Origin of the sequence: Streptomyces sp. NPDC051913, from assembly GCF_044593635.1 — a bacterium.
In the GTDB taxonomy this organism is placed as follows: Bacteria; Actinomycetota; Actinomycetes; order Streptomycetales; family Streptomycetaceae; genus Streptomyces.
This window is the reverse complement of the sequence record NZ_JBIUCI010000004.1, coordinates 364761-382596: the sequence shown is the minus strand read 5'-3', so window position 1 is coordinate 382596 and position 17836 is coordinate 364761. Positions and strand designations below refer to the sequence as shown.

Here is a 17836-nt window from a genome sequence, read left to right as displayed (position 1 = left end):
TCCGCCTTCCTAGGCGACGGTGAGCGTGACGGCGCCGGTGTACGTCCGGCCCGGTGTGACGGTCGTGGCCGTGCCGTCGACCGTCACGGTGAGGGACTTGCCGCGCGGCGCCTTGACCGCGGCGTCGGCGGCGACGGTGAGGGCGGTGACGTACGACGTTCCGGTGACCGTCCAGGTGGAGCCGCTGCCCAGCGACACCACGACGCCGTTGTTGACGGCCGGCTGGACGGTGTTGGTCACGATGCCCAGCTCGTAGTAGGTCGAGGCGTCGATCGTCGGGACGCGGTGCTTGGTCCGGGTAGCGGAGATGACGCCCTCGACGGTGGCGTCCTCGAAGGTGAGGACCATGTTCTTGCCCTTGCGCATGCCGTTGTAGAAGTCGCCCTTCAGCTTGATGGAGGTGAAGGTGGCGGCGCCGTCGGTGGAGTGGGCGGTCGTGACGTCGAAGGTGGTGTCCGTCGTCGGGTCGGTCGTGGGTTCGGTGTAGACGCCGGTGTTGAGCATCTTGCCGTCGGTCATGACCGGGCCCGGGTCGTCCAGCTCGATCATCTGGAGGATGATCCCGTCCGCCGGGTTGAGCCTCGCCCCCTCGGAACCGTCGACGGTGATCGCGGTCTGCTGGCCCTTGTTGAGGAAGGTGGCGCGCTCGGAGTTGATGACCGTGCCGCCGTCGAGGGTCAGAGTGCCGGCGCCGAAGAACATGTAGCCGAAGCGGCCCGAGTTCACGACGGTGTTGGTGACCGGAACACTCTTCAACTCGGCGCTGGACAGCCCCAGTTCGAGTTCGTCGTTGAGCGCGGCCACGGCCGTCCGGGTGCTGTCGCCGTAGTGCACCACGGCGGCCGGGCCCGCGATGATCGTCGCGTAGGAGCCGACGTCGAACCGGGAGCCCAGGACCCGTACGGTCGCGTCGCCGATGGCGTAGGTGCCGTAGCCGTAGTCGCCGGTGTTGCCGATGTGACTGCCCAGCACGGTCAGCTTCAGCGCCTTGCCGCCCTCGACCGACAGGGCACCCCAGGTCTCCGAGAAGACGGTGGAGTTGATGTACGTCGCCTTGGTGCCCGCCCCGATGAGGTTGGTGGCGCGGACGTTGCCGTCGAGGCCCAGCATCCACGGCACGGACTGCATGTACGGGGTCTCGACGGTGGCCTGGTAGTCGGCCGGCAGGACGCCGTTGCGGGCGCGCAGGCGGGAGTTCTTCACGACCACGTTGGCGCCGTCGTTGGCGATGACGGTCGTACGGACCACGCCCTTGGTGTCGATCCGGGCGCCGTCCACCACCAGTTTGGTGCCGGAGCCGTCGCCGACGACCGCGGCGCCGTAGCCGGCGAAGTCGCAACGGCCGTTGCCGGTCAGGGAGATGGTCGGGTTCCGCAGCGTGTAGGCGGCGTCCTGGACGAACACGCCGTCGAAGCACTCACCCGTGGACGTGATCGACACACTCTTCGCGAGGGTGTCGGTGAGCTTGCCGCCCTGCACGGCCGTCAGGACGGACTTGTCGCGGTCGACTCCGTCGGCGTCCACGTACACGGCCTGCCGGAAGGGGAAGGTCAGGGTCTCGTAGGTGATGTCGTTGGCCTCGGTGACCGTGAGGACGACGTCACCACGGTAGGTGCCGGACTTGATGAGGGTCGCGGTGCCGCCCGTCTCGGTCAGGGCCTGGCCGGTCTCGACGCCGTCGACGGTCAGGGAGAGGCTGTGCCCGTCGGGGGCGGCGATGATGCCGCCCTCGGCGATGGACAACTCGGTCACGCGGGTCGTGGTGGAGAGTTCGTAGGTCTCTCCGGAGGCGACCGTGATCTTCTGGCCGGTCCTCGTCGACGTACCGGCCGTGGCGGTGGCCGTCGGGAGCAGGACGGCGCCGGCCGTGGCCGTACCGGCGATCAGGACCGAGCGTCGGGTGATCAGCGTCATTGCTTGCCTTCCGAGGGTTCGAGTGCGCCGTCGCGCAGCGTGATGGCCCACCGTCGGCAGATGGTCACGACGGCCTGGGCGAGGGCACCTTGCGGTGCGCTGGAAGGAGTGAAGCAGCCTGCCTCAACAGGCAATAGGGGCCGTGCGGAGACATCCTGGAACCCGATGCCTCAGATCGCACGGCCCACTTCATGGCGATCACACAGGGTGGCGACAGCTGCCCCTCACGCGGGCGCGACCATCCCCGCCGACAGGTCGATGTCGGCCCCGCAGAGCCCTGGCATGGCCAGCATCGCCACCAGGGCCTGAGCGACCTCGTGCTCCTCCACCAGCCGGCCGAGCGCGGACCGGGAGGTGAAGTCGCGTTCGGCCTCCTCGACCGTGCAGCCGGTGAGTTGGGCCGTGAGGCGGAAGTTGCGATCCATGCGCGGCCCGCGAACCGGCCCCGGGGAGAGGGAGTTGACCGCGACGCCCCGCGGCCCCACCTCCCCGGCCAGGGTGCGGGTCAGGCCGAGCAGCGCCATCTTGGAGGCGGCGTACGGGGTGCGGTTCAGCAGCGGCCGCTTCCCGCTGACCGAGGCGACGTTGACGATGTCACCCCGGCCTGCCTCGATCATCGGCGGCAGGAAGGCGCGGCACATGAGGTACACGCCGCGGACGTTGGCGGCGAACACGTCGTCCCACTCGTCCGGCGCGATGTCGACAAGCGGCTTCACGGGTCCTGCGACACCGGCGTTGTTGACGAGCAACGACACGTACTCGTCAGCGACTTCGTCGGCCAGGGCGCGTACGGAGTCCGGGTCGGAGACATCGCACACGGCCGTCCGCGCGACCTCGCCCATGAGCTCGGCCGCCTCCTTCAGTGCCCGCTCACTGCGCCCGACGAGGACGATCCGAGCGGCCCCGGCGTCCGCGAGGGCGCGCGCGAACGCCCGTCCCAACGGCCCTCCCCCGCCGGTGACCAGGGCGGTACGCCCGTGCAGGCTCACTCGGTGTTCCAGGGCAGCGCGTCACCGGCGGCCTTCGCGGCCCGTACGTCGCCGGAGCGGGCGTGCCCCTCGAACAGCTCCACCCGGGAGGCGCGCCCGCACAGCCGGCCGAGCAGCGCCCTGGACCCGGTGTCGGTGACCTCCTGGTACGTCACCGTCTTGAGGTACTTCCCCACCCACAGCCCACCGGTGTAGCGGGCCGCGCCCCGGGTCGGCAGGACGTGGTTGGTGCCGATGACCTTGTCACCGAAGGAGACACAGGTGCCCTCGCCGAGGAACAGGGCGCCGTACTGGGTCATGCGTTCCAGCGCCAGACGCGGCTCGGCGGTCAGCACCTCGACGTGCTCGAAGGCGAACTCGTCGGCCAGTGCGTACAGTTCCTCGATCGTGTCGACGACGTGCACCTGGCCGTGGTCGCGCCAGGCGGGTTCCGCGTAGTCACGGGTCGGCATGCCGGGCAGGAGCCGCTCGACCTCGGCGATCGTCTTCTCGGCGACCTCGCGGGAGGTGGTGATGAGGACGGCCGGGGAGTCGGGGCCGTGCTCGGCCTGCGAGAGGAGGTCGACCGCGCAGACGAACGGGTCGGCGTCGTCGTCGGCGAGCACGAGGATCTCGGTCGGCCCGGCGAACAGGTCGATGCCGATCTCCCCGAACAACTGCCGCTTGGCCTCGGCGACATAGGCGTTGCCGGGCCCGGCGATGAGGTTCACCGGCTGCATGGAGTCGGTGCCGACGGCCATCGCGGCGACGGCCTGGACCCCGCCGAGGAGCCAGATCTCGTCGGCGCCGGCGAGGTGCATCGCGGCGACCGTGGCGGCCGGTATCTCCCCGCGGATCGGCGGCGTGCACGCGACGACCCGGGGCACGCCCGCGACCTTGGCGGTGACGATGGTCATGTGGGCGGACGCGGTGAGCGGGTAACGGCCGCCCGGGATGTAGGCGCCGGCCGCCTGCACGGGGATGTGCTTCTGGCCGAGCCGCACGCCCGGCAGGGTCTCCACCTCGAACTCCCCCATGGAGTCCAACTGCCGGCGGGCGAAGGCGCGGACCTGGTCCTGCACGAACCGGATGTCGGCGATGACCTGTTCCGGCACCGACGCGACGATCTTCTCCACCTCCTCGGCGGAGAGCCGGAAGGAACCGGGGCTCCAGTCGTCGAACTTCTCGGAGTACTCCCGCACGGCCTCGTCGCCGCGCTCGCGGATGTCCGCGATGACGCCCTCGACGGTCTCGCGCACCTGGTCGAGGGAGGCGGCCACCTCTGCCTTGGGGACGGCGTGCTTCAGGATCTCTGCCACAACTGCGGCCTTTCTGCTGATGGTTGTTCAGACGGGCGGGGCCACGAAGAGCACGTCGGGGTCGTTGAACTGCTCCTCGGCGACCGACTCGCTCATCGGGTCGGCGGTGCCCCACTGGTCCTGGGTGATCGGGTCGTCCACGTCATGGCGGCCGGGGTGCCACAGGTCCTCTTCGAGGACGGCCAGTTCGGTGGTGTACTCCACCGTGTTGCCGTGCGGGTCGTGGAAGTAGGAGAAGGTGTTGTCGCCCGCGAGATGCCGCCCCGGCCCCCAGGTGAGCCGGGTCCCGGCGCGCAGCGCGCGTCCGGTGCCGCGCATGTACTCCTCGACGCCGCGCATCTCGAACGAGGCGTGGTGCAGGGAGACATGGGGGCCGCGGGCGATGGCGAAGGAGTGGTGCAGGGGACTGCACCGCAGGAAGTACATGAGGTCGCCCATGTGCGTGGAGTACAGGGTGTCGGTGAGCCGGAAGCCCAGGTGCTCGACGTAGAAGTCCCTGAGGCCTGCCGGGTCCTGGGAGTTGACCACGCAGTGCGAGAGCCGTACGGGGATCGCCTCGCGCTCCTCGATCTTGCGGTGGGTACGGGTGGCGACGTCGGCGGACACCTCCACGACCCGGCCGTCCGGGTCGAAGAACCGGAAGCCGTAGCCGCCGCCCGGCGTGTCCAACACCCCCGGCTCATCGATGAGTCGGACCCCGGCACGGCCGAGCCGGACATGGAGTTCGTCCACGGCGGCCGGTGACACGGCTCCGAAGGCGACCAGGTCCATCCGCTTGCGCTGGTCCTCGCGGATGCGGACGACGTACTGCTCGGGGCTGCCCTCCGCGGCGAAGAAGGCGATCCCGCTGTCGCCCGCGACCTCCGTCAGCCCCCAGGTGCCGCCGTAGAAGGCGCGCTGTTTCGCGAAGTCCGGTACGGCCAGGTCGACATGGCGCAGATGGGTGATGGGCTGGAAGCTCATGCGTGGCTCCTGACGGTGTTGCGCTGGTGGCCGAGGCCCGTGATCTCCGCCTCGACGACGTCACCAGGGGTGAGGAAGACGCCCCAGTGGGCGCCGTTTCCGGCCGGTGAGCCGGTGAGCAGCAGGTCGCCGGGGCGCAGGGTGGTCGTCGTGGAGACGTAGGCGATCAGCCGGGGGATGTCGAAGATCATGTCCTTGGTCGACTCGTCCTGCCGGACGACTCCGTTGTGGCGCAGGGTGATCCGCAGGTCGGCGGGGTCGCCGACGAAGGCCGCCGGGATCAGGAAGGGGCCGGTCGGCAGGAAGGTGTCGGCGTTCTTGGCGGTGAACCAGTCGGTGCCGATGGCCTTGAGGTCGGGCCGGTAGAGGCGGTCGCGGGTGGTGAGGTCGTTGCAGATCGTGTACGCGGCGACGTACGCCATGGCCTCGGCGGCGGGGATGTTCCGGCCCGACTTCCCTATGACGAGGGCGAGTTCGAGCTCCCAGTCGTGCTGCTCGCCGAGTGCGGGCAGGACGATGTCGTCGTAGGGGCCGCACATCGCGCGCGGCGAGCCCAGGAAGACGTACGGCACGCCCTGACGTATCCGCTCGTCCATCATCTGCTCGGCGTCGGCGCGCGCCTCCTCGGGGGTGGCGCCGTGCACGCTCTCCTTCTCGGCGGCGACCAGATCGACCACGTGCTTGCGGTAGTTGGCGCCGCTCTGCAGGATCTGGCCCGGCTCGATCGGAGCGAGGACCTCCAGGTCGGCGAGGTCGTACCAGGTGCCGTCGGCCAGGTCGCCGAGCCGGGGCAGCCAGTGGTCCCAGTGCTCGACGAGAGCCCTGGTGGACGGCACCAGGTCGGAGAGGTCGCGCACTCGGGCGCCGGTGACCAGGCCGGGGAAGGGCTCGGCGGCGAAGCGGAACGTGCCGAGGGCGAACGGTCCGGCGTGGGTGGGCAGGGGATCGGGCACGGGCGCTCTCCAGGTCGGGACGGGAGTCGTGGGAACGGTGACGGCTCGGCTTCGACGCTAGGCATGTCGCGGGCGCGGCGGAAATGGCCGTTCACGATGCCTGCCATCACCGGCCCGCGTCCGCGCTGAGCTGCGCCTCCATCGCCGTACGGGATGCATGACGTCCCCCTTGCCGATGCCTCGATCCGTTGACCGCGCACACCCCGCCGACCAGGCTCGGAGCACCCCTGAAGCAAGGAGATCGCCATGGTCGTCGAGCATGCCCGGCTGACCGTCGAGGCCGGCCGGGAGGAGGAGTTCCAGGAGGTCTTCGGCAAGGCGCGGCTGGTGCTGGCCGAGGCCGACGGATTCCGGTGGGCCGAGCTGCTGCGCTGCGAGGAACGACCGCGGGTGTTCCTGCTGCTGGTCGGCTGGGAGTCCGTCGAGGCCCATATGACGGGCTTCCGGGAGTCCGAGCGGTTCCAGCGGTGGCGCGCGCTGGTCGGACCGTTCTTCGCCGAGCCGCCGGCCGTCGCGCACTACCACCAAGTCAGCCCGCGCTGACCCCGTCCCTTCCCACGTTCGCAAGGATCCCCCATGCCCGTACACAAGGTGCTCGTCGTCGGCGGCGGCATCACCGGAAGCGTGCTGTCCCTGGCGCTCGCCCAGCGCGGCGCCGACGTCGAGCTCGTCGAGATCTCGCCCCAGTGGTTCGGGGTGGGACACGGCATCACCGTGCAGGGCAACGCGCTCAAGGCGCTGCGCTCGGTGGGGGTGCTGGACCGGGTGCTCAGGCGGGCGGTGCCCTTCGACATCATGCGGCTGCGCCGCGCCGACGGCGGGCTGATCGTCCAGCTGGACACCCCGCACACAGGCGGCCCCGACCTGCCGTCGACGGCCGGTGCCCTGCGCTCCGACCTCCAGAACGCGCTGTGCGACGCCGTGTACGACCATGGCGTCACCGTCCGGCTGGGCCTGAGCGTCGAGCGGCTCGACCAGTCCGCCGACCACGTGGACGTCACCTTCACGGACGGCTCGACGGGGCGCTACGACCTGGTGGTGGGCGCCGACGGCATCAACTCGGCGATGCGCGGCCTCATCGGCATCGGGACGAAGCCCCACCCCGTCGGGATGTCCATCTTCCGCGTCGTCGGACACCGCCCGCCGCAGATGGACTGCGCCGAGGTGTACTACGGCGGCCCCCGCTTCAAGGCCGGCTACAGCCCCATCTCCCCCGACCAGTGCTACGCCTACCTCCTCGACGAGAACCTGGACGCCTCCCTCGTCGGCCCGCGCGCCCCGCTGGCACTGCTGCGCGAGCGCGGCGCCGGCTACGGCGGTCTGTGGGGCGAGGTCGTCGCCTCGCTGCCCGACGACACCGCGGTGGACTACCGCTGGATCGAGGCGGTCCTCGTCGACGAGCCGTGGCACCGGGGCCGGGTGATGGTGGTCGGCGACGCCGCGCACGCCTGCCCGCCGCTGATCGCGCAGGGCGCCGCGATGTGCATGGAGGACGCGGTGCTGCTCGCGGAGCTGGTCACCGGGGAGCAGCCGGTGGAGCGGGCCCTGGGCGAGTTCATGACCCGGCGGCTGCCCCGGGTGCGGATGGTCCTGGAGAACTCGCTGCGCCTCGCCGAGTGGGAGATCCACCCGGGCACACCGGGCGCCGACCCGGCCCGCATCATGTCGGAGACCCTTCAGTCGCTGACGGCGGCGGCATGAGCACGCCGGTCGTCGACTTCCACGGCCATCTCGCGGTCCCGGCCGCCGACGCCCTGGTCGCCGGCACACCGGGGCTGGCCGCCGAGCTGGCGGCGGAGCAGCGCGCCCACTCCCCCGAGTCGCTGGCGGTGAACCAGGCCCAACTCCAGGGTCTTTCCCGGCGGTTGACGGACATCGGGGCGCGCCTCGCCGACCTCGACGCGATGGGAGTCGACGTCCAGGTGGTCGGCCCGATGCCGATGCACCACTACTGGGCCGGCCCGGACCTGGCCCTCGACCTCGCCCGCACCACCAACGAGGCCGTCGCCGCGCACTGCGCCGAGGCCCCGGACCGGCTGTACGGGCTCGGCACGATCCCCCTCCAGCACCCCGACCTGGCGGTCGCCCTCCTCGACCGGGCCGTCACCGAGCACGGTCTGTACGGGGTCAGCGTGTCCACCACCGTCGACGGCCGCGAACTCGCCGACCCCGTCCACGACCCCGTGTGGCACAAGGCCGAGGAGCTGGGCGCGGTCGTGTTCGTCCACCCGTGGGGCTGCTCCCTCGGCGCCCGGCTCGCCACCCACTACCTGGGCAACACGGTCGGCCAGCCGGTCGAGACCGCGGTCGCCCTCTCCCATCTGATCTTCACCGGCGTCCTCGACCGCTTCCCCAGGCTGAAGCTGGTCGCCGCGCACGGCGGCGGCTATCTGCCGACGTACATCGCACGCTCCGACCACGCGTGGCGGGTACGGCGGGACGCGCGCGGCTGTGCCGAGCCGCCCAGCGCCTATCTGCGCCGCATGTGGTTCGACGCGCTCGTCTACACCCCGCGCGCCCTGCGCCACCTGGTCGAGGAGGTGGGCGCCGACCGGGTCGTCCTCGGCACCGACCACCCCTTCGACATGGGCGTCGACGATCCGGTGGCCCGCCTTGACGCCGCCGGCCTCTCCCCGGCCGACCGGGCCGCCGTCGCCGGGGGCAACGCCCTCGACCTGCTGCTGAAAGGACGTACGCGATGACTCTGGGACCGATCGAGGAGGAGCTGGCCAAAGCCCGTGCCGCTTACCGGAACTGGGGGCGCTGGGGTGAGGACGACGTGCTCGGCACGCTCAACTTCATCGACGACGCGATCCGCGCCCACGCGGCCGGTCTGGTCCGACGCGGACGGCCCTTCTCCCTGGCGCTGGAGTTCAACGAGGACGGTCCGCAGCGCGGCTTCCGCGGCCGGATCAACCCGGTCCACTACATGAAGGACACCGGCTCCGACGCGGCGGCCGGGACGCAGGGCTTCCCGCACGGCTTCGGCGGCGCCGACGACCACGTCGTGATGCCCCTCCAGGCCTCCACCCAGTGGGACGGGTTGGGCCACATCTACGACAACAAGCGGGCCTGGAACGGCCGCCCGTGCACCATCGTCAACGGCGACGGGGACTCCGTCACCGGCATCGAGCACATGCGGGACGCCTTCACCGGGCGCGGTGTCCTGCTCGACGTGGGCCGCGCGGTCGGCGACGCGAACGGCGAACTCCCGGACGGCTTCCCCATCCTGGAGGAGCATCTGCGCGCCACCATCGAGGCGCAGGGCGCCACGTCCACGGTCCGCCGCGGCGACCTGGTCCTCGTCCGTACCGGCCAGCTCGGCCGGGTGCGACGCCTCGGCGGGTGGGGCACCTACGCGGCCGGTGACGCGCCCGGCCTGTCCTTCACCACCCTCGGCTGGCTGCACCGCACCGAGATCGCCGCGATCGCCTCCGACACCTGGGGCCTGGAGGTCCGCCCGTACGAGTTCCCCGAGCCGGCGATGTCCCCGCTGCATCAGATCGCGATCCCCAACATGGGGTTGCCGCTGGGCGAGATGTGGGACCTGGAGGCGCTCGCCGAGGACTGCGCGGCCGACGGTGTCCACGAGTTCCTGCTGGTCGCCGCCCCGCTGCCGGTGACCGGCGCGGTGGGCGCGCCCGTCAACCCGATCGCCGTGAAGTGAGGACGAACATGTTCACCGGGACGCTCCACCTCCCCGACGACCCCGACTTCGAGGAGGTCTGCCTCGGCCGCGTCTTCAACGCCCGCCGCCCCGCCGACCGACTGCCCGCCGCCGTCCTCGAAGCGCACACCGAGCAGGACGTCGTGGAGGGCGTACGGCTCGCGCTGGAACGCGGCTGGCAGGTCGCCGTCCGCTCCGGCGGCCACAGCTGGGCCGCCTGGTCGGTGCGCCGCAACGCGCTGCTCATCGACCTCGGTCACTTCCGCGAGATGGTGTACGACCCGCACACTGGGATCGTGACGGCGACGCCCAGCGTCAAGGGCGGCGACGAACTCAACCCGTACCTCGGCGAGTTCGGCCGCTTCTTCAACGGCGGGCACTGCCCCTCCGTCGGCATCGGCGGCTTCCTGCTCCAGGGCGGGCAGGGCTGGAACGCGCGGGGCTGGGGCTGGGCGGCGGAGAACATCGTCGCGATCGACGTCGTCACCGCCGAGGGCGAGCTGGTGCGCGCCGACGAGACGCGGAACAGCGACCTCTACTGGGCGGCCCGCGGCGCCGGGCCCGGCTTCTTCGGCGTGGTCACCCGCTTCCATCTGCGCACCCGCCCCCTGCCGCGACATCTGGCCCACACCGTGCACGCCTACCCGCTGGACCTCTTCGACGAGGTCATGACCTGGCTGCACGGCATGCACCACACGGTCTCGGACCTGGTCGAGATCGTCGCCCTCACCCAGACCCCGCCCGACCTGGACGGGCCGGTGCTGCTGGTGACGGGCGTGTCGATGACGGACACCCCGGAAGAGGCCGCCGAGGCCCTGGCTCCGCTGCACGCCAACCCGTACGCGGACCGCGCCCTGTTCCGCGTCGAGGCTCAACCCACGACACTCGCCGAGCAGTTGGACGGCCAGCGCACCGCCAACCCCGAGGGCCACCGCTATCTCGTCGACAACGCCTGGCTGACCGGCCCGGCGGAGGACGTCGTCCCGGCGATCCGCAGGGCGTTCACCGAGCACCCCACCCGACAGACCTTCACCATCTGGTTCTCCATGGCACCGCTCCGCCCACTCCCCGACATGGCCTTCTCCTTGCAGTCGGAGATCTACTGCGCCACCTACGTCGTCCACGACGAGCCCGAGCGCGACGCGGAGCTGCGCACCTGGCTGGACGGGGCGATGGCGGCCATGCGGCCGGTGACCGCGGGCCAGTACCTGGGCGACTCCGACTTCACCGTGCGGCAGTTGAGGTTCATGGGCGACGCCCAGTGGCGGCGGCTCCAGGAGATCCGGGCCGCACGGGACCCGAAGGACCTCTTCGCCGGCCATCTGAGCGCCGGGACCGTCACCAACTCCAACCACTGGGAGCAGTGAGCGATGCGTTTCGCGACATACGAGTACGAGGGCGTGGAGCACGCCGGTGTGGTGCGGGACGGGGTGGTCCATCCGCTGCCGGCGAGTGTGCTGGAGCTGATCGAGGGCGAGGCACTGCACAGTGTGGGCGATGAAGCTCTGCGCCGGGCCAGCGCGTTGACGGTCGATCAGGTACGGCTGCTGCCTCCCCTCAAGCCGCCGTCCATCCGGGACTTCGTCGGCTTCGAGGCGCACATCGAGGGCGTGTCGAAGTCGCTGGACGGGCTTGAGCACGTACCGGAGGAGTGGTACCGGGCGCCCGCGTTCTACTTCACCAACCCCCACGCGGGGTACGGCCCGGACGACGACGTGCCGATCCCCGCCGGATGCTCGGTGCTCGACTTCGAGCTGGAGGTCGGCGCGGTGATCGGACGCGCCGGGCGTGATCTCACGCCGGAGCAGGCCCGGGAGCACATCGTGGGCTACCTGGTCTTCAACGACTGGTCGGCGCGGGACCTCCAGAAGCCGGAGAAGCAGCTGGGGCTCGGCTTCTCCAAGGGCAAGGACTTCGCCAACACGCTCGGCCCGTACCTGGTCACCGCCGACGAGGTGGCGGACCGGCGGGACGCCGACGGGTTCCTCGACCTGGCGATGACGGTCACCCTCAACGGGGAGCTCATCGGCCGGGACAGCCTCGCCCACATGTCCTGGACGTTCGAGGAGATGGTCGCCTACGCCTCCCGGGACGCCTGGGTCCGCCCGGGGGACGTCCTCGGGTCCGGCACGTGCGGCTGGGGCGCGCTCGCCGAGTTCTGGGGGCGCCTCGGGGAACGGACGCCGCCACCCCTGAAGCCGGGCGACGAGGTGACGCTGAGCGTGGAGCGGCTGGGCACGCTCAGCAACCGGATCGTGCCGGGGCGCTGTGACGTGTATCTGCCCCGGGCCCGCAGGCGCGGCCGGACGCCGCGCCCCCTAGCCCACGGCTGACCTGCACGTATTCACCGCTCACATGGTTCTTATCGCATCCCTGTGAGTTCGCCCCCGAGCTCTTCCTCGGGGGCGGAGCGTTGTCTACGCTCCGGAACCAGGCTTCAAAGACGCGGCCGGAAGGGGCATCCGTGGGACTCGGAGCGATCGATCTCAATCTTCTGGTGGCACTGGAAGCACTCCTGGAGGAGAAGAACGTCACGCACGCCGGTGTGCGCCTGTCCACCAGCCAGTCCGCGATGAGCGGCTCGCTGGCCCGGCTGCGCCGGCACTTCAACGACGAGCTGCTGGTGCGGGTGGGCCGGGAGTACGAGCTGACCCCGCTGGCCGAGCGGCTGCTGCCCGTCGTCCAGTCCTCCCTGCACAAGGCGGCGGAGGCCCTGTCGCTGACCAGGCACTTCGACCCGACCCGCAGTCGGCAGCGGTTCTCGGTGGTGATGTCCGACTATGTGATGACGGTGCTCGTGGAGCCCCTGCTGCGGGTCATCGCCGAGGAGGCGCCGGGGGTCCGTATCGACTTCCACCCGATCGTCGTCGGGCAGCTGGAGACCGAGACGCATCTGCGCTGCCACGATCTGATGATCGTGCCGCTCGGCTACCAGTTGCCGGGGGTCAGCGAGACGGTGATGCACGACCGGTTCGTGTGTCTGGTCGACCCCGACAACCCCCGTCTGGTCGACGGCCGGCTCACCCTGCGCGACCTGGCGGAGATGCCGCACGCGGCGTGCGCCATCGGCAAGCTGACGCCCGCCGACCGCCAGCTGGAGACCCTCGGCATCACGCCGAAGGTGCAGGTCAGCACCCCCGGCTTCAACGTGCTGCCGTTCCTGGTCGGCGGGACCGATCTGGTCACCCTGGTGCCCGAGCGGCTGGCCCGGCGCTACGAGTCCTTCGCGCGGTGTGCCGTCGTACCGACGCCGTTCCCGGACGTACCGCTGGTGGAGGCCATGTACTGGCACCACAACCGGCACTCCGACCCGGCGCATCGCTGGCTCCGGGAGACGGTCCGGCGGATCGGCGCCTCGCTCTGCGAGGAGATCGCCGCCGTGGATGACAGCCATGGTGAACACGCGTTTCCGGAGCTGACCGTCGCTTCCTAGCGTGGACGGGAGACATCCCGAACCACCGCAGGAGGAGCCGTGAGCCGAACGCGTCTTCAGGGCCGTACCGTCGTCGTCACCGGAGCCGCACAGGGCCAGGGAGCCGCGGAGGTGACGGCGGCCGCCCGGGCGGGCGCCACGGTCGTCGCGACCGACGTCCTGGACGAGCCGGGCGAGAAGCTCGCCGCGGCCCTGCGCGCCGACGGCCTCGACGTCCGCTACCACCATCTGGACGTGTCCTCGCCGGACGACTGGGCCGCCCTCAGGGGCGGCCTCGACGTCGTGCACGGGCTGGTGAACAACGCGGGCATCCCGATGCGGGCCCGCCTCGGCGAGGTGGACCTCGCCGACTGGGAGAGGGCGTTCGCGGTCAACACCACGGGCGCCCTCCTCGGCATCCAGGCCCTGACCCCGCTGATGCCGCCGGGCTCCGCCATCGTCAACGTCGGCTCGGTGGCCGGGCTCACCGCGCACCACGCGGTCGCCTACACGGCCAGCAAGTGGGCCCTGCGCGGACTGTCCAAGGTGGCGGCGCTGGAGCTGGCGCCCCGCGGCATCCGTACCAATGTCATCCACCCCGGCTACATCGAGACGCCCCTGATGGCCACCGCGAACCCGGTGTTCGTCGAGGCCCATCTGGCGATGACCCCGCAGGGACGTCCGGGCAGGGTCGACGAGGTGGCGCCGCTGGTGGTCTATCTGCTGTCGGACGAGTCGTCGTACGTGAACGGCGCGGAGATCACGGTCGACGGCGGGTACGCGGCGCACGGCGGGGTGAAGGCGATCACGAACGCGCTGGACGCACCGGGCGCGTGACACGCGAAGGGGCCGGGGCTTGTCGCCCCGGCCCCTTCTCGCTGTCTGTCGGTCAGACGGCCGCGGGCTGCACCGCCGCGTCGACCGTCGAGCGGGCGCTGTTCTTGCGGACCAGCAGCAGGGTGACCACCGCGCCGAGCAGGGAGGCGCAGCCGCAGATGACCACGCCGACGGCCATGCCGTGGGCGAGGGCGTCCTGGGCGGCGGCGCGGGCGCTGTCGCTGCCGGCGTTGACGACGGCCAGCGGTCCTGCCGCCGCCTCCATGCCCGCGTCCGCTCCGGACAGCTTGCCCACCAGAGCCGAGGACGCGAGGCTCATCGCGACCGTGCTGATCACGGCGGGGCCGAGACCCTGGCCGAACTCGCGGACCAGGCTGGTCGCGCCGGAGGCCATGCCGGTCATGTTGAGCGGTACGGCGTTGACGGCGGCCGAGGTGAGCGAGGACACCACGCAGATGAAGCCGATGCCGAGCAGCAGCACCGGGCCGATGAAGGCGGCCAGGGAGGTGGTGGTGATGGGCAGGGCGGCGATCCAGAACTGACCGGCGGCCATCGGCAGCAGTCCGCCGACCAGCAGCAGGCGCGGCTCCACCCGGGTGAGCATCCGGCTCAGGACGGGCGCGAGGAGCAGCGGGATCAGCTGAAGGATCACGAACGGCATTCCGGCCTTGAGCGCGCTGAGGTGCATGACCGCGCCGAGCCGGATGGACACGCAGTAGGCGGTGCCGATGAAGCCGAACATGCCGGCCAGCGCCACCACGGCCGCCGCCGCGAACGACGGGATCTTCAGCAGGTCGAAGTTGAACATGGGCGAGTCGGCGCGCTTCTCCACGACGACGAAGGCGGCCAGGGCCACCGCGGCGAGGGACAGGGTGCCGACGATCGCCGGGCTGCTCCAGCCGCGCTCGCCGCCCTCGATGATGCCCCAGAGCAGAGCGGTCAGACCGACGGCTACGGTGATCTGGCCGGGCCAGTCCAGGGCGCGGCCCTCGGGGGCCTTGGAGTCGGTGACCAGGAACCAGCTGGAGACGCCGACGATCAGTCCGAGGACGACCGGCGGTACGAACGCCCAGCGGAAGTCGGCGACGGTGGCGAGCACACCGGAGGACAGCGGGCCGACGGCCGAGGCGAGGGAAATGCTCAGCGCCCAGGTGGAGACGGCCTTCGCCCGGTCCTTCTCGTCCGGGGTGGCGGCCGCGATCACCGCGAGGGAACTGGGGAAGAGCGCGGCGGCACCGATACCGGCCAGGGCCTGGCCGATCCACAGCATCTCGATGTTCTGGGAGGTCGCGTTCAGCAGCTCACCGAGTGCGAGGACGAATCCACCGAGCACCAGAAGCCTTTTACGGCCGAACAGGTCTCCCACCACACCGAAATTCAGCTCGAGAATCGCGGTGGGCAGAATGAAGGCGGACGTCACCCATGCCACCTGAGAACCGGAGGCGCCGAATGCGGCCTGTATTTCGCCGTTGATGGGCGAGGGCACGGTAATGCACAGCTGTGCGGCGGCCACGGCCAGACAGCAGGCTATGAGGGTTCCCCTGTCGAGTCTTTTCAGCACGCTTGTCATTCCGTACTCCGTCGCTCTATGAGTTCGATGAGATTTCCCTCGGGGTCGGTGACCCAGGCCATGCGCACTCCGGGCTCGGGGGACGGTCCCGGTGCGACGGCCTCGCCCGCTCCATGGGCCACCAGGGCCGCGTGGACGGGGTCGAGTTCAGGGGTGGTGACCGCGAAGTGGCCGTATCCCTCGGTGAGGACGGCGGTGATCGGGTCGGGGGCCTTGAGGCCCGGTCGGGAGTCCGGGCGGGCCAGCAGTTCGAGGCGCCAGCCGTGCGGATGCTCCAGGACGACGCCGCTGAGGCCGGGGCCTTCGAGGTGGAACTCGAAGACCGGCTTCAGCCCGAACGCACTCTTGTACCAGGCGGTTTGGGCGTCGAGGTCCCGTACGTTGACGCCCACGTGGTCGAAGCGCACGTCCACGTCAGCCCGCCATCGCGCTGTCGCCGCCGTCGACCATGAGGTTCGCGCCGTTGACGAAGGCCGCCTCGTCGGAGCAGAGGAAGGCGGCGGCCCGCGCGATGTCCTCCGGCTCACCGACCCGGCCGACCGGGATCCGCGCCTCCAGCCGGCCCCTCGGGCCGTCCGGGTCGTCGAGGAAGGGCGCGGTGGCGGAGGTCCGGGTCATGCCGGGGGCGATGGTGTTGACGCGGATGTGATGGGGGGCGCCGGCCGCGCACAGGTGCTTGCTCATCGCCAGCACCCCGCCCTTGGCGGCGCCGTGCGGCACCATCGGCATGAACGGGGCGCCGCGTACGGCGGCCACCGACGCCACGTTGAGGACGGCTCCCCCGCCGCGGGCGATCAGGTGCGGCCAGGCGGCCTGTGTGCAGAAGTACGGGATGTCGAGCTCGTTCTTGATGGTGAAGTACCAGTCATCGGCCGGCATCGTCTCGAACGGGCCGTTCCGCAGCGCGGAGGCGTTGTTGTAAAGGATGTCGATCCCGCCGAAAGCCTCGATCCCGGCGTCGATCCACTCGCGCGCCCCGGCTTCGATGGACAGGTCGACGGGGGCGAGGGAGCGCATGACTCCCCCGGCCTTCTCGACCGTTTCCACGGTTTCGGCCGCGCCGTCCTCGTCAATGTCACAGCCGAATACCAGCGCGCCCTCAGCCGCGAATACCTGAGCGGCCGCGCGGCCGATTCCGGCTCCCGTTCCGCTGATGAAGGCGATTTTTCCCGCCAGTCGACCCATGATTGTCCAAGCCCCTTGTTCCGTCCCGCCGAAGTGCGGTGGTGGCAGCGTAGGGAGGGGGTTTGGCCAGAACAAGAAATGCGTCGGCGAATCGCCATCGGGGGTTCGTATGGCTGGTATGCGGCTCAGCCGGCCAGCAGCGGCCGCAGGGCCTCGGCAAAGCCCCTCGGGTGGGTGATGTTGCCGTTGTGACCGCCGGGGAGTTGCGCGAGGGGCGCGCCGAGTCCGGCGGCCAGTTCCTCGGCGCAGCGGTGGTCGAAGACGTCCTTGGGGGTGGCGAGCCCGGCCGCGGGCACGATGCGGACGGGGCCTGCCTTGAGTGCGGCGAGGTCGTCGGCGTCCAGTTCGGCGTTGCGCATGGTCGGGGCGTCGTACTCGAAGAAGAAGGTGAAGTTCGGCTCACGCGACGCGTCCAACGGGGCGAGCCGGGCGCCGGGTTCGCTCTGCTGCCGTGCCGGGTCGATACCGAGTATCTCGCCGATCTTCTTCACTCCGGCGAGCCAGCCGTGCTCGCGGTAGGCGTGGCACATCTCGTCCAACTCGGCCTGGGCGTGCTGCCGTTCGGCTTCGGGCAGCAGGCCGGGGATGGCGGGCTCGTGGGCCACGAGCGTGGCCAGCTGCCCGGGGTGGCGCCGCGCGAGCCGCAGTCCGATGACCGCACCCATGCTGCAACCGGCCATCAGGGCGGGCTCGTCGGTGAGATGGGCGAGCAGTCGATGGACGTCGTCCACGTGCTGGTCGAGCGTGGCACCGGCCGCCGGGTCGTCGAGGACGCTGCGGCTCAGACCGCGACGGTCGTACGTCACCACGGTGCAGGTGTCGACGAGGTGGTCGACCATCGCGACACTGCGGTCGGCGTCGCCTTCGCCGCTCTGCCCGACGAGCAACAGCGGCCCGGCGCCACGGACTTCGTAGTGGAGTACGGCTCCGGGGACGTGCAGGAGTGCGGACATGGCGGGCTCCTTCGAGAGGTGGTCGGACGCGGTGACGCCACCAAAGCTAATCCATCATTTCTGATGCATCAATACTGATGCATCAGATCGGATGT

General features: G+C 70.7%; 17 protein-coding genes. 8 read left to right on the top strand and 9 right to left on the bottom strand.

Translation table 11 applies throughout. The features are described from left to right. Positions 1-9: 9 nt before the first annotated feature. From ACIHIX_RS14290 to ACIHIX_RS14270, 5 genes are all read right to left on the bottom strand, one after another. Positions 10-1914, bottom strand: a complete 1905-nt coding sequence (locus ACIHIX_RS14290) for a hypothetical protein (protein ID WP_399954644.1) — start codon at positions 1912-1914, stop codon at positions 10-12. A 224-nt stretch (positions 1915-2138) separates the two neighbouring features. Continuing rightward, on the bottom strand, positions 2139-2903 hold the full coding sequence (locus ACIHIX_RS14285; RefSeq protein WP_399954640.1) for an SDR family NAD(P)-dependent oxidoreductase: 765 nt from the start codon (positions 2901-2903) through the stop codon (positions 2139-2141). Beyond that, positions 2900-4201 (bottom strand): histidinol dehydrogenase, encoded by a 1302-nt coding sequence (gene hisD, locus ACIHIX_RS14280; RefSeq protein WP_399954637.1) that lies wholly within the window; start codon positions 4199-4201, stop codon positions 2900-2902. The genes ACIHIX_RS14285 and hisD overlap by 4 nt, the downstream gene beginning before the upstream one ends. A 27-nt stretch (positions 4202-4228) precedes the next feature. Further along, entirely contained in the window at positions 4229-5164 is a 936-nt protein-coding gene (locus ACIHIX_RS14275) for a VOC family protein (RefSeq protein ID WP_399954634.1), read from the bottom strand. Continuing rightward, positions 5161-6117, bottom strand: coding sequence for a fumarylacetoacetate hydrolase family protein (locus tag ACIHIX_RS14270; protein ID WP_399954631.1), 957 nt, complete (start codon positions 6115-6117; stop codon positions 5161-5163). The genes ACIHIX_RS14275 and ACIHIX_RS14270 overlap by 4 nt, the downstream gene beginning before the upstream one ends. Positions 6118-6363: 246 nt before the next feature. On the opposite strand from ACIHIX_RS14270, the gene ACIHIX_RS14265 reads away from it, so the two are divergent. From ACIHIX_RS14265 to ACIHIX_RS14230, 8 genes are all read left to right on the top strand, one after another. Further along, positions 6364-6660 carry an antibiotic biosynthesis monooxygenase family protein gene (locus ACIHIX_RS14265; RefSeq protein ID WP_399954629.1) on the top strand — a complete coding sequence of 99 codons (297 nt, stop codon included), beginning with the start codon at positions 6364-6366 and terminating at the stop codon, positions 6658-6660. Positions 6661-6693: 33 nt separating this feature from the next. Next, positions 6694-7818, top strand: a complete 1125-nt coding sequence (locus tag ACIHIX_RS14260) for an FAD-dependent monooxygenase (RefSeq protein ID WP_399954627.1) — start codon at positions 6694-6696, stop codon at positions 7816-7818. After that, positions 7815-8819 carry an amidohydrolase family protein gene (locus ACIHIX_RS14255; RefSeq protein ID WP_399954625.1) on the top strand — a complete coding sequence of 335 codons (1005 nt, stop codon included), beginning with the start codon at positions 7815-7817 and terminating at the stop codon, positions 8817-8819. Before ACIHIX_RS14260 ends, ACIHIX_RS14255 begins: the two co-directional genes overlap by 4 nt. After that, entirely contained in the window at positions 8816-9784 is a 969-nt protein-coding gene (locus tag ACIHIX_RS14250; RefSeq protein ID WP_399954623.1) for a cyclase family protein, read from the top strand. The genes ACIHIX_RS14255 and ACIHIX_RS14250 overlap by 4 nt, the downstream gene beginning before the upstream one ends. 8 nt (positions 9785-9792) lie before the next feature. Continuing rightward, positions 9793-11151, top strand: a complete 1359-nt coding sequence (locus ACIHIX_RS14245; RefSeq protein WP_399954621.1) for an FAD-binding oxidoreductase — start codon at positions 9793-9795, stop codon at positions 11149-11151. Between the two features lie 3 nt (positions 11152-11154). After that, a complete protein-coding gene (locus ACIHIX_RS14240; RefSeq protein WP_399954619.1) occupies positions 11155-12117 on the top strand; it encodes a fumarylacetoacetate hydrolase family protein in 963 nt (320 codons plus the stop codon). Between the two features lie 131 nt (positions 12118-12248). After that, positions 12249-13217 carry a LysR family transcriptional regulator gene (locus tag ACIHIX_RS14235; RefSeq protein ID WP_399954617.1) on the top strand — a complete coding sequence of 323 codons (969 nt, stop codon included), beginning with the start codon at positions 12249-12251 and terminating at the stop codon, positions 13215-13217. Positions 13218-13256: 39 nt separating this feature from the next. After that, positions 13257-14033, top strand: coding sequence for an SDR family NAD(P)-dependent oxidoreductase (locus ACIHIX_RS14230; RefSeq protein ID WP_399954615.1), 777 nt, complete (start codon positions 13257-13259; stop codon positions 14031-14033). Between the two features lie 52 nt (positions 14034-14085). Here ACIHIX_RS14230 and ACIHIX_RS14225 read toward each other — a convergent pair whose 3' ends face one another. The 4 genes from ACIHIX_RS14225 to ACIHIX_RS14210 form a co-directional block, all read right to left on the bottom strand. After that, positions 14086-15603 carry an MFS transporter gene (locus ACIHIX_RS14225; protein WP_399954613.1) on the bottom strand — a complete coding sequence of 506 codons (1518 nt, stop codon included), beginning with the start codon at positions 15601-15603 and terminating at the stop codon, positions 14086-14088. Next, positions 15600-16016 carry a VOC family protein gene (locus ACIHIX_RS14220; RefSeq protein ID WP_399954611.1) on the bottom strand — a complete coding sequence of 139 codons (417 nt, stop codon included), beginning with the start codon at positions 16014-16016 and terminating at the stop codon, positions 15600-15602. The genes ACIHIX_RS14225 and ACIHIX_RS14220 overlap by 4 nt, the downstream gene beginning before the upstream one ends. A gap of 1 nt (position 16017) precedes the next feature. Continuing rightward, entirely contained in the window at positions 16018-16788 is a 771-nt protein-coding gene (locus tag ACIHIX_RS14215) for an SDR family NAD(P)-dependent oxidoreductase (RefSeq protein ID WP_399954609.1), read from the bottom strand. Between the two features lie 125 nt (positions 16789-16913). Next, a complete protein-coding gene (locus ACIHIX_RS14210) occupies positions 16914-17741 on the bottom strand; it encodes an alpha/beta fold hydrolase (RefSeq protein ID WP_399954607.1) in 828 nt (275 codons plus the stop codon). Positions 17742-17836 lie beyond the last annotated feature (95 nt).

Coding starts and splice junctions, on each gene's coding strand:
- ACIHIX_RS14215 (WP_399954609.1), bottom strand. CDS start 16,788: ATGGGTCGACTGGCGGGAAAAATCGCCTTCATCAGCGGAACGGGAGCC.
- ACIHIX_RS14275 (WP_399954634.1), bottom strand. CDS start 5,164: ATGAGCTTCCAGCCCATCACCCATCTGCGCCATGTCGACCTGGCCGTA.
- ACIHIX_RS14255 (WP_399954625.1), top strand. CDS start 7,815: ATGAGCACGCCGGTCGTCGACTTCCACGGCCATCTCGCGGTCCCGGCC.
- ACIHIX_RS14210 (WP_399954607.1), bottom strand. CDS start 17,741: ATGTCCGCACTCCTGCACGTCCCCGGAGCCGTACTCCACTACGAAGTC.
- ACIHIX_RS14250 (WP_399954623.1), top strand. CDS start 8,816: ATGACTCTGGGACCGATCGAGGAGGAGCTGGCCAAAGCCCGTGCCGCT.
- ACIHIX_RS14240 (WP_399954619.1), top strand. CDS start 11,155: ATGCGTTTCGCGACATACGAGTACGAGGGCGTGGAGCACGCCGGTGTG.
- ACIHIX_RS14290 (WP_399954644.1), bottom strand. CDS start 1,914: ATGACGCTGATCACCCGACGCTCGGTCCTGATCGCCGGTACGGCCACG.
- ACIHIX_RS14265 (WP_399954629.1), top strand. CDS start 6,364: ATGGTCGTCGAGCATGCCCGGCTGACCGTCGAGGCCGGCCGGGAGGAG.
- ACIHIX_RS14225 (WP_399954613.1), bottom strand. CDS start 15,603: ATGACAAGCGTGCTGAAAAGACTCGACAGGGGAACCCTCATAGCCTGC.
- ACIHIX_RS14260 (WP_399954627.1), top strand. CDS start 6,694: ATGCCCGTACACAAGGTGCTCGTCGTCGGCGGCGGCATCACCGGAAGC.
- ACIHIX_RS14245 (WP_399954621.1), top strand. CDS start 9,793: ATGTTCACCGGGACGCTCCACCTCCCCGACGACCCCGACTTCGAGGAG.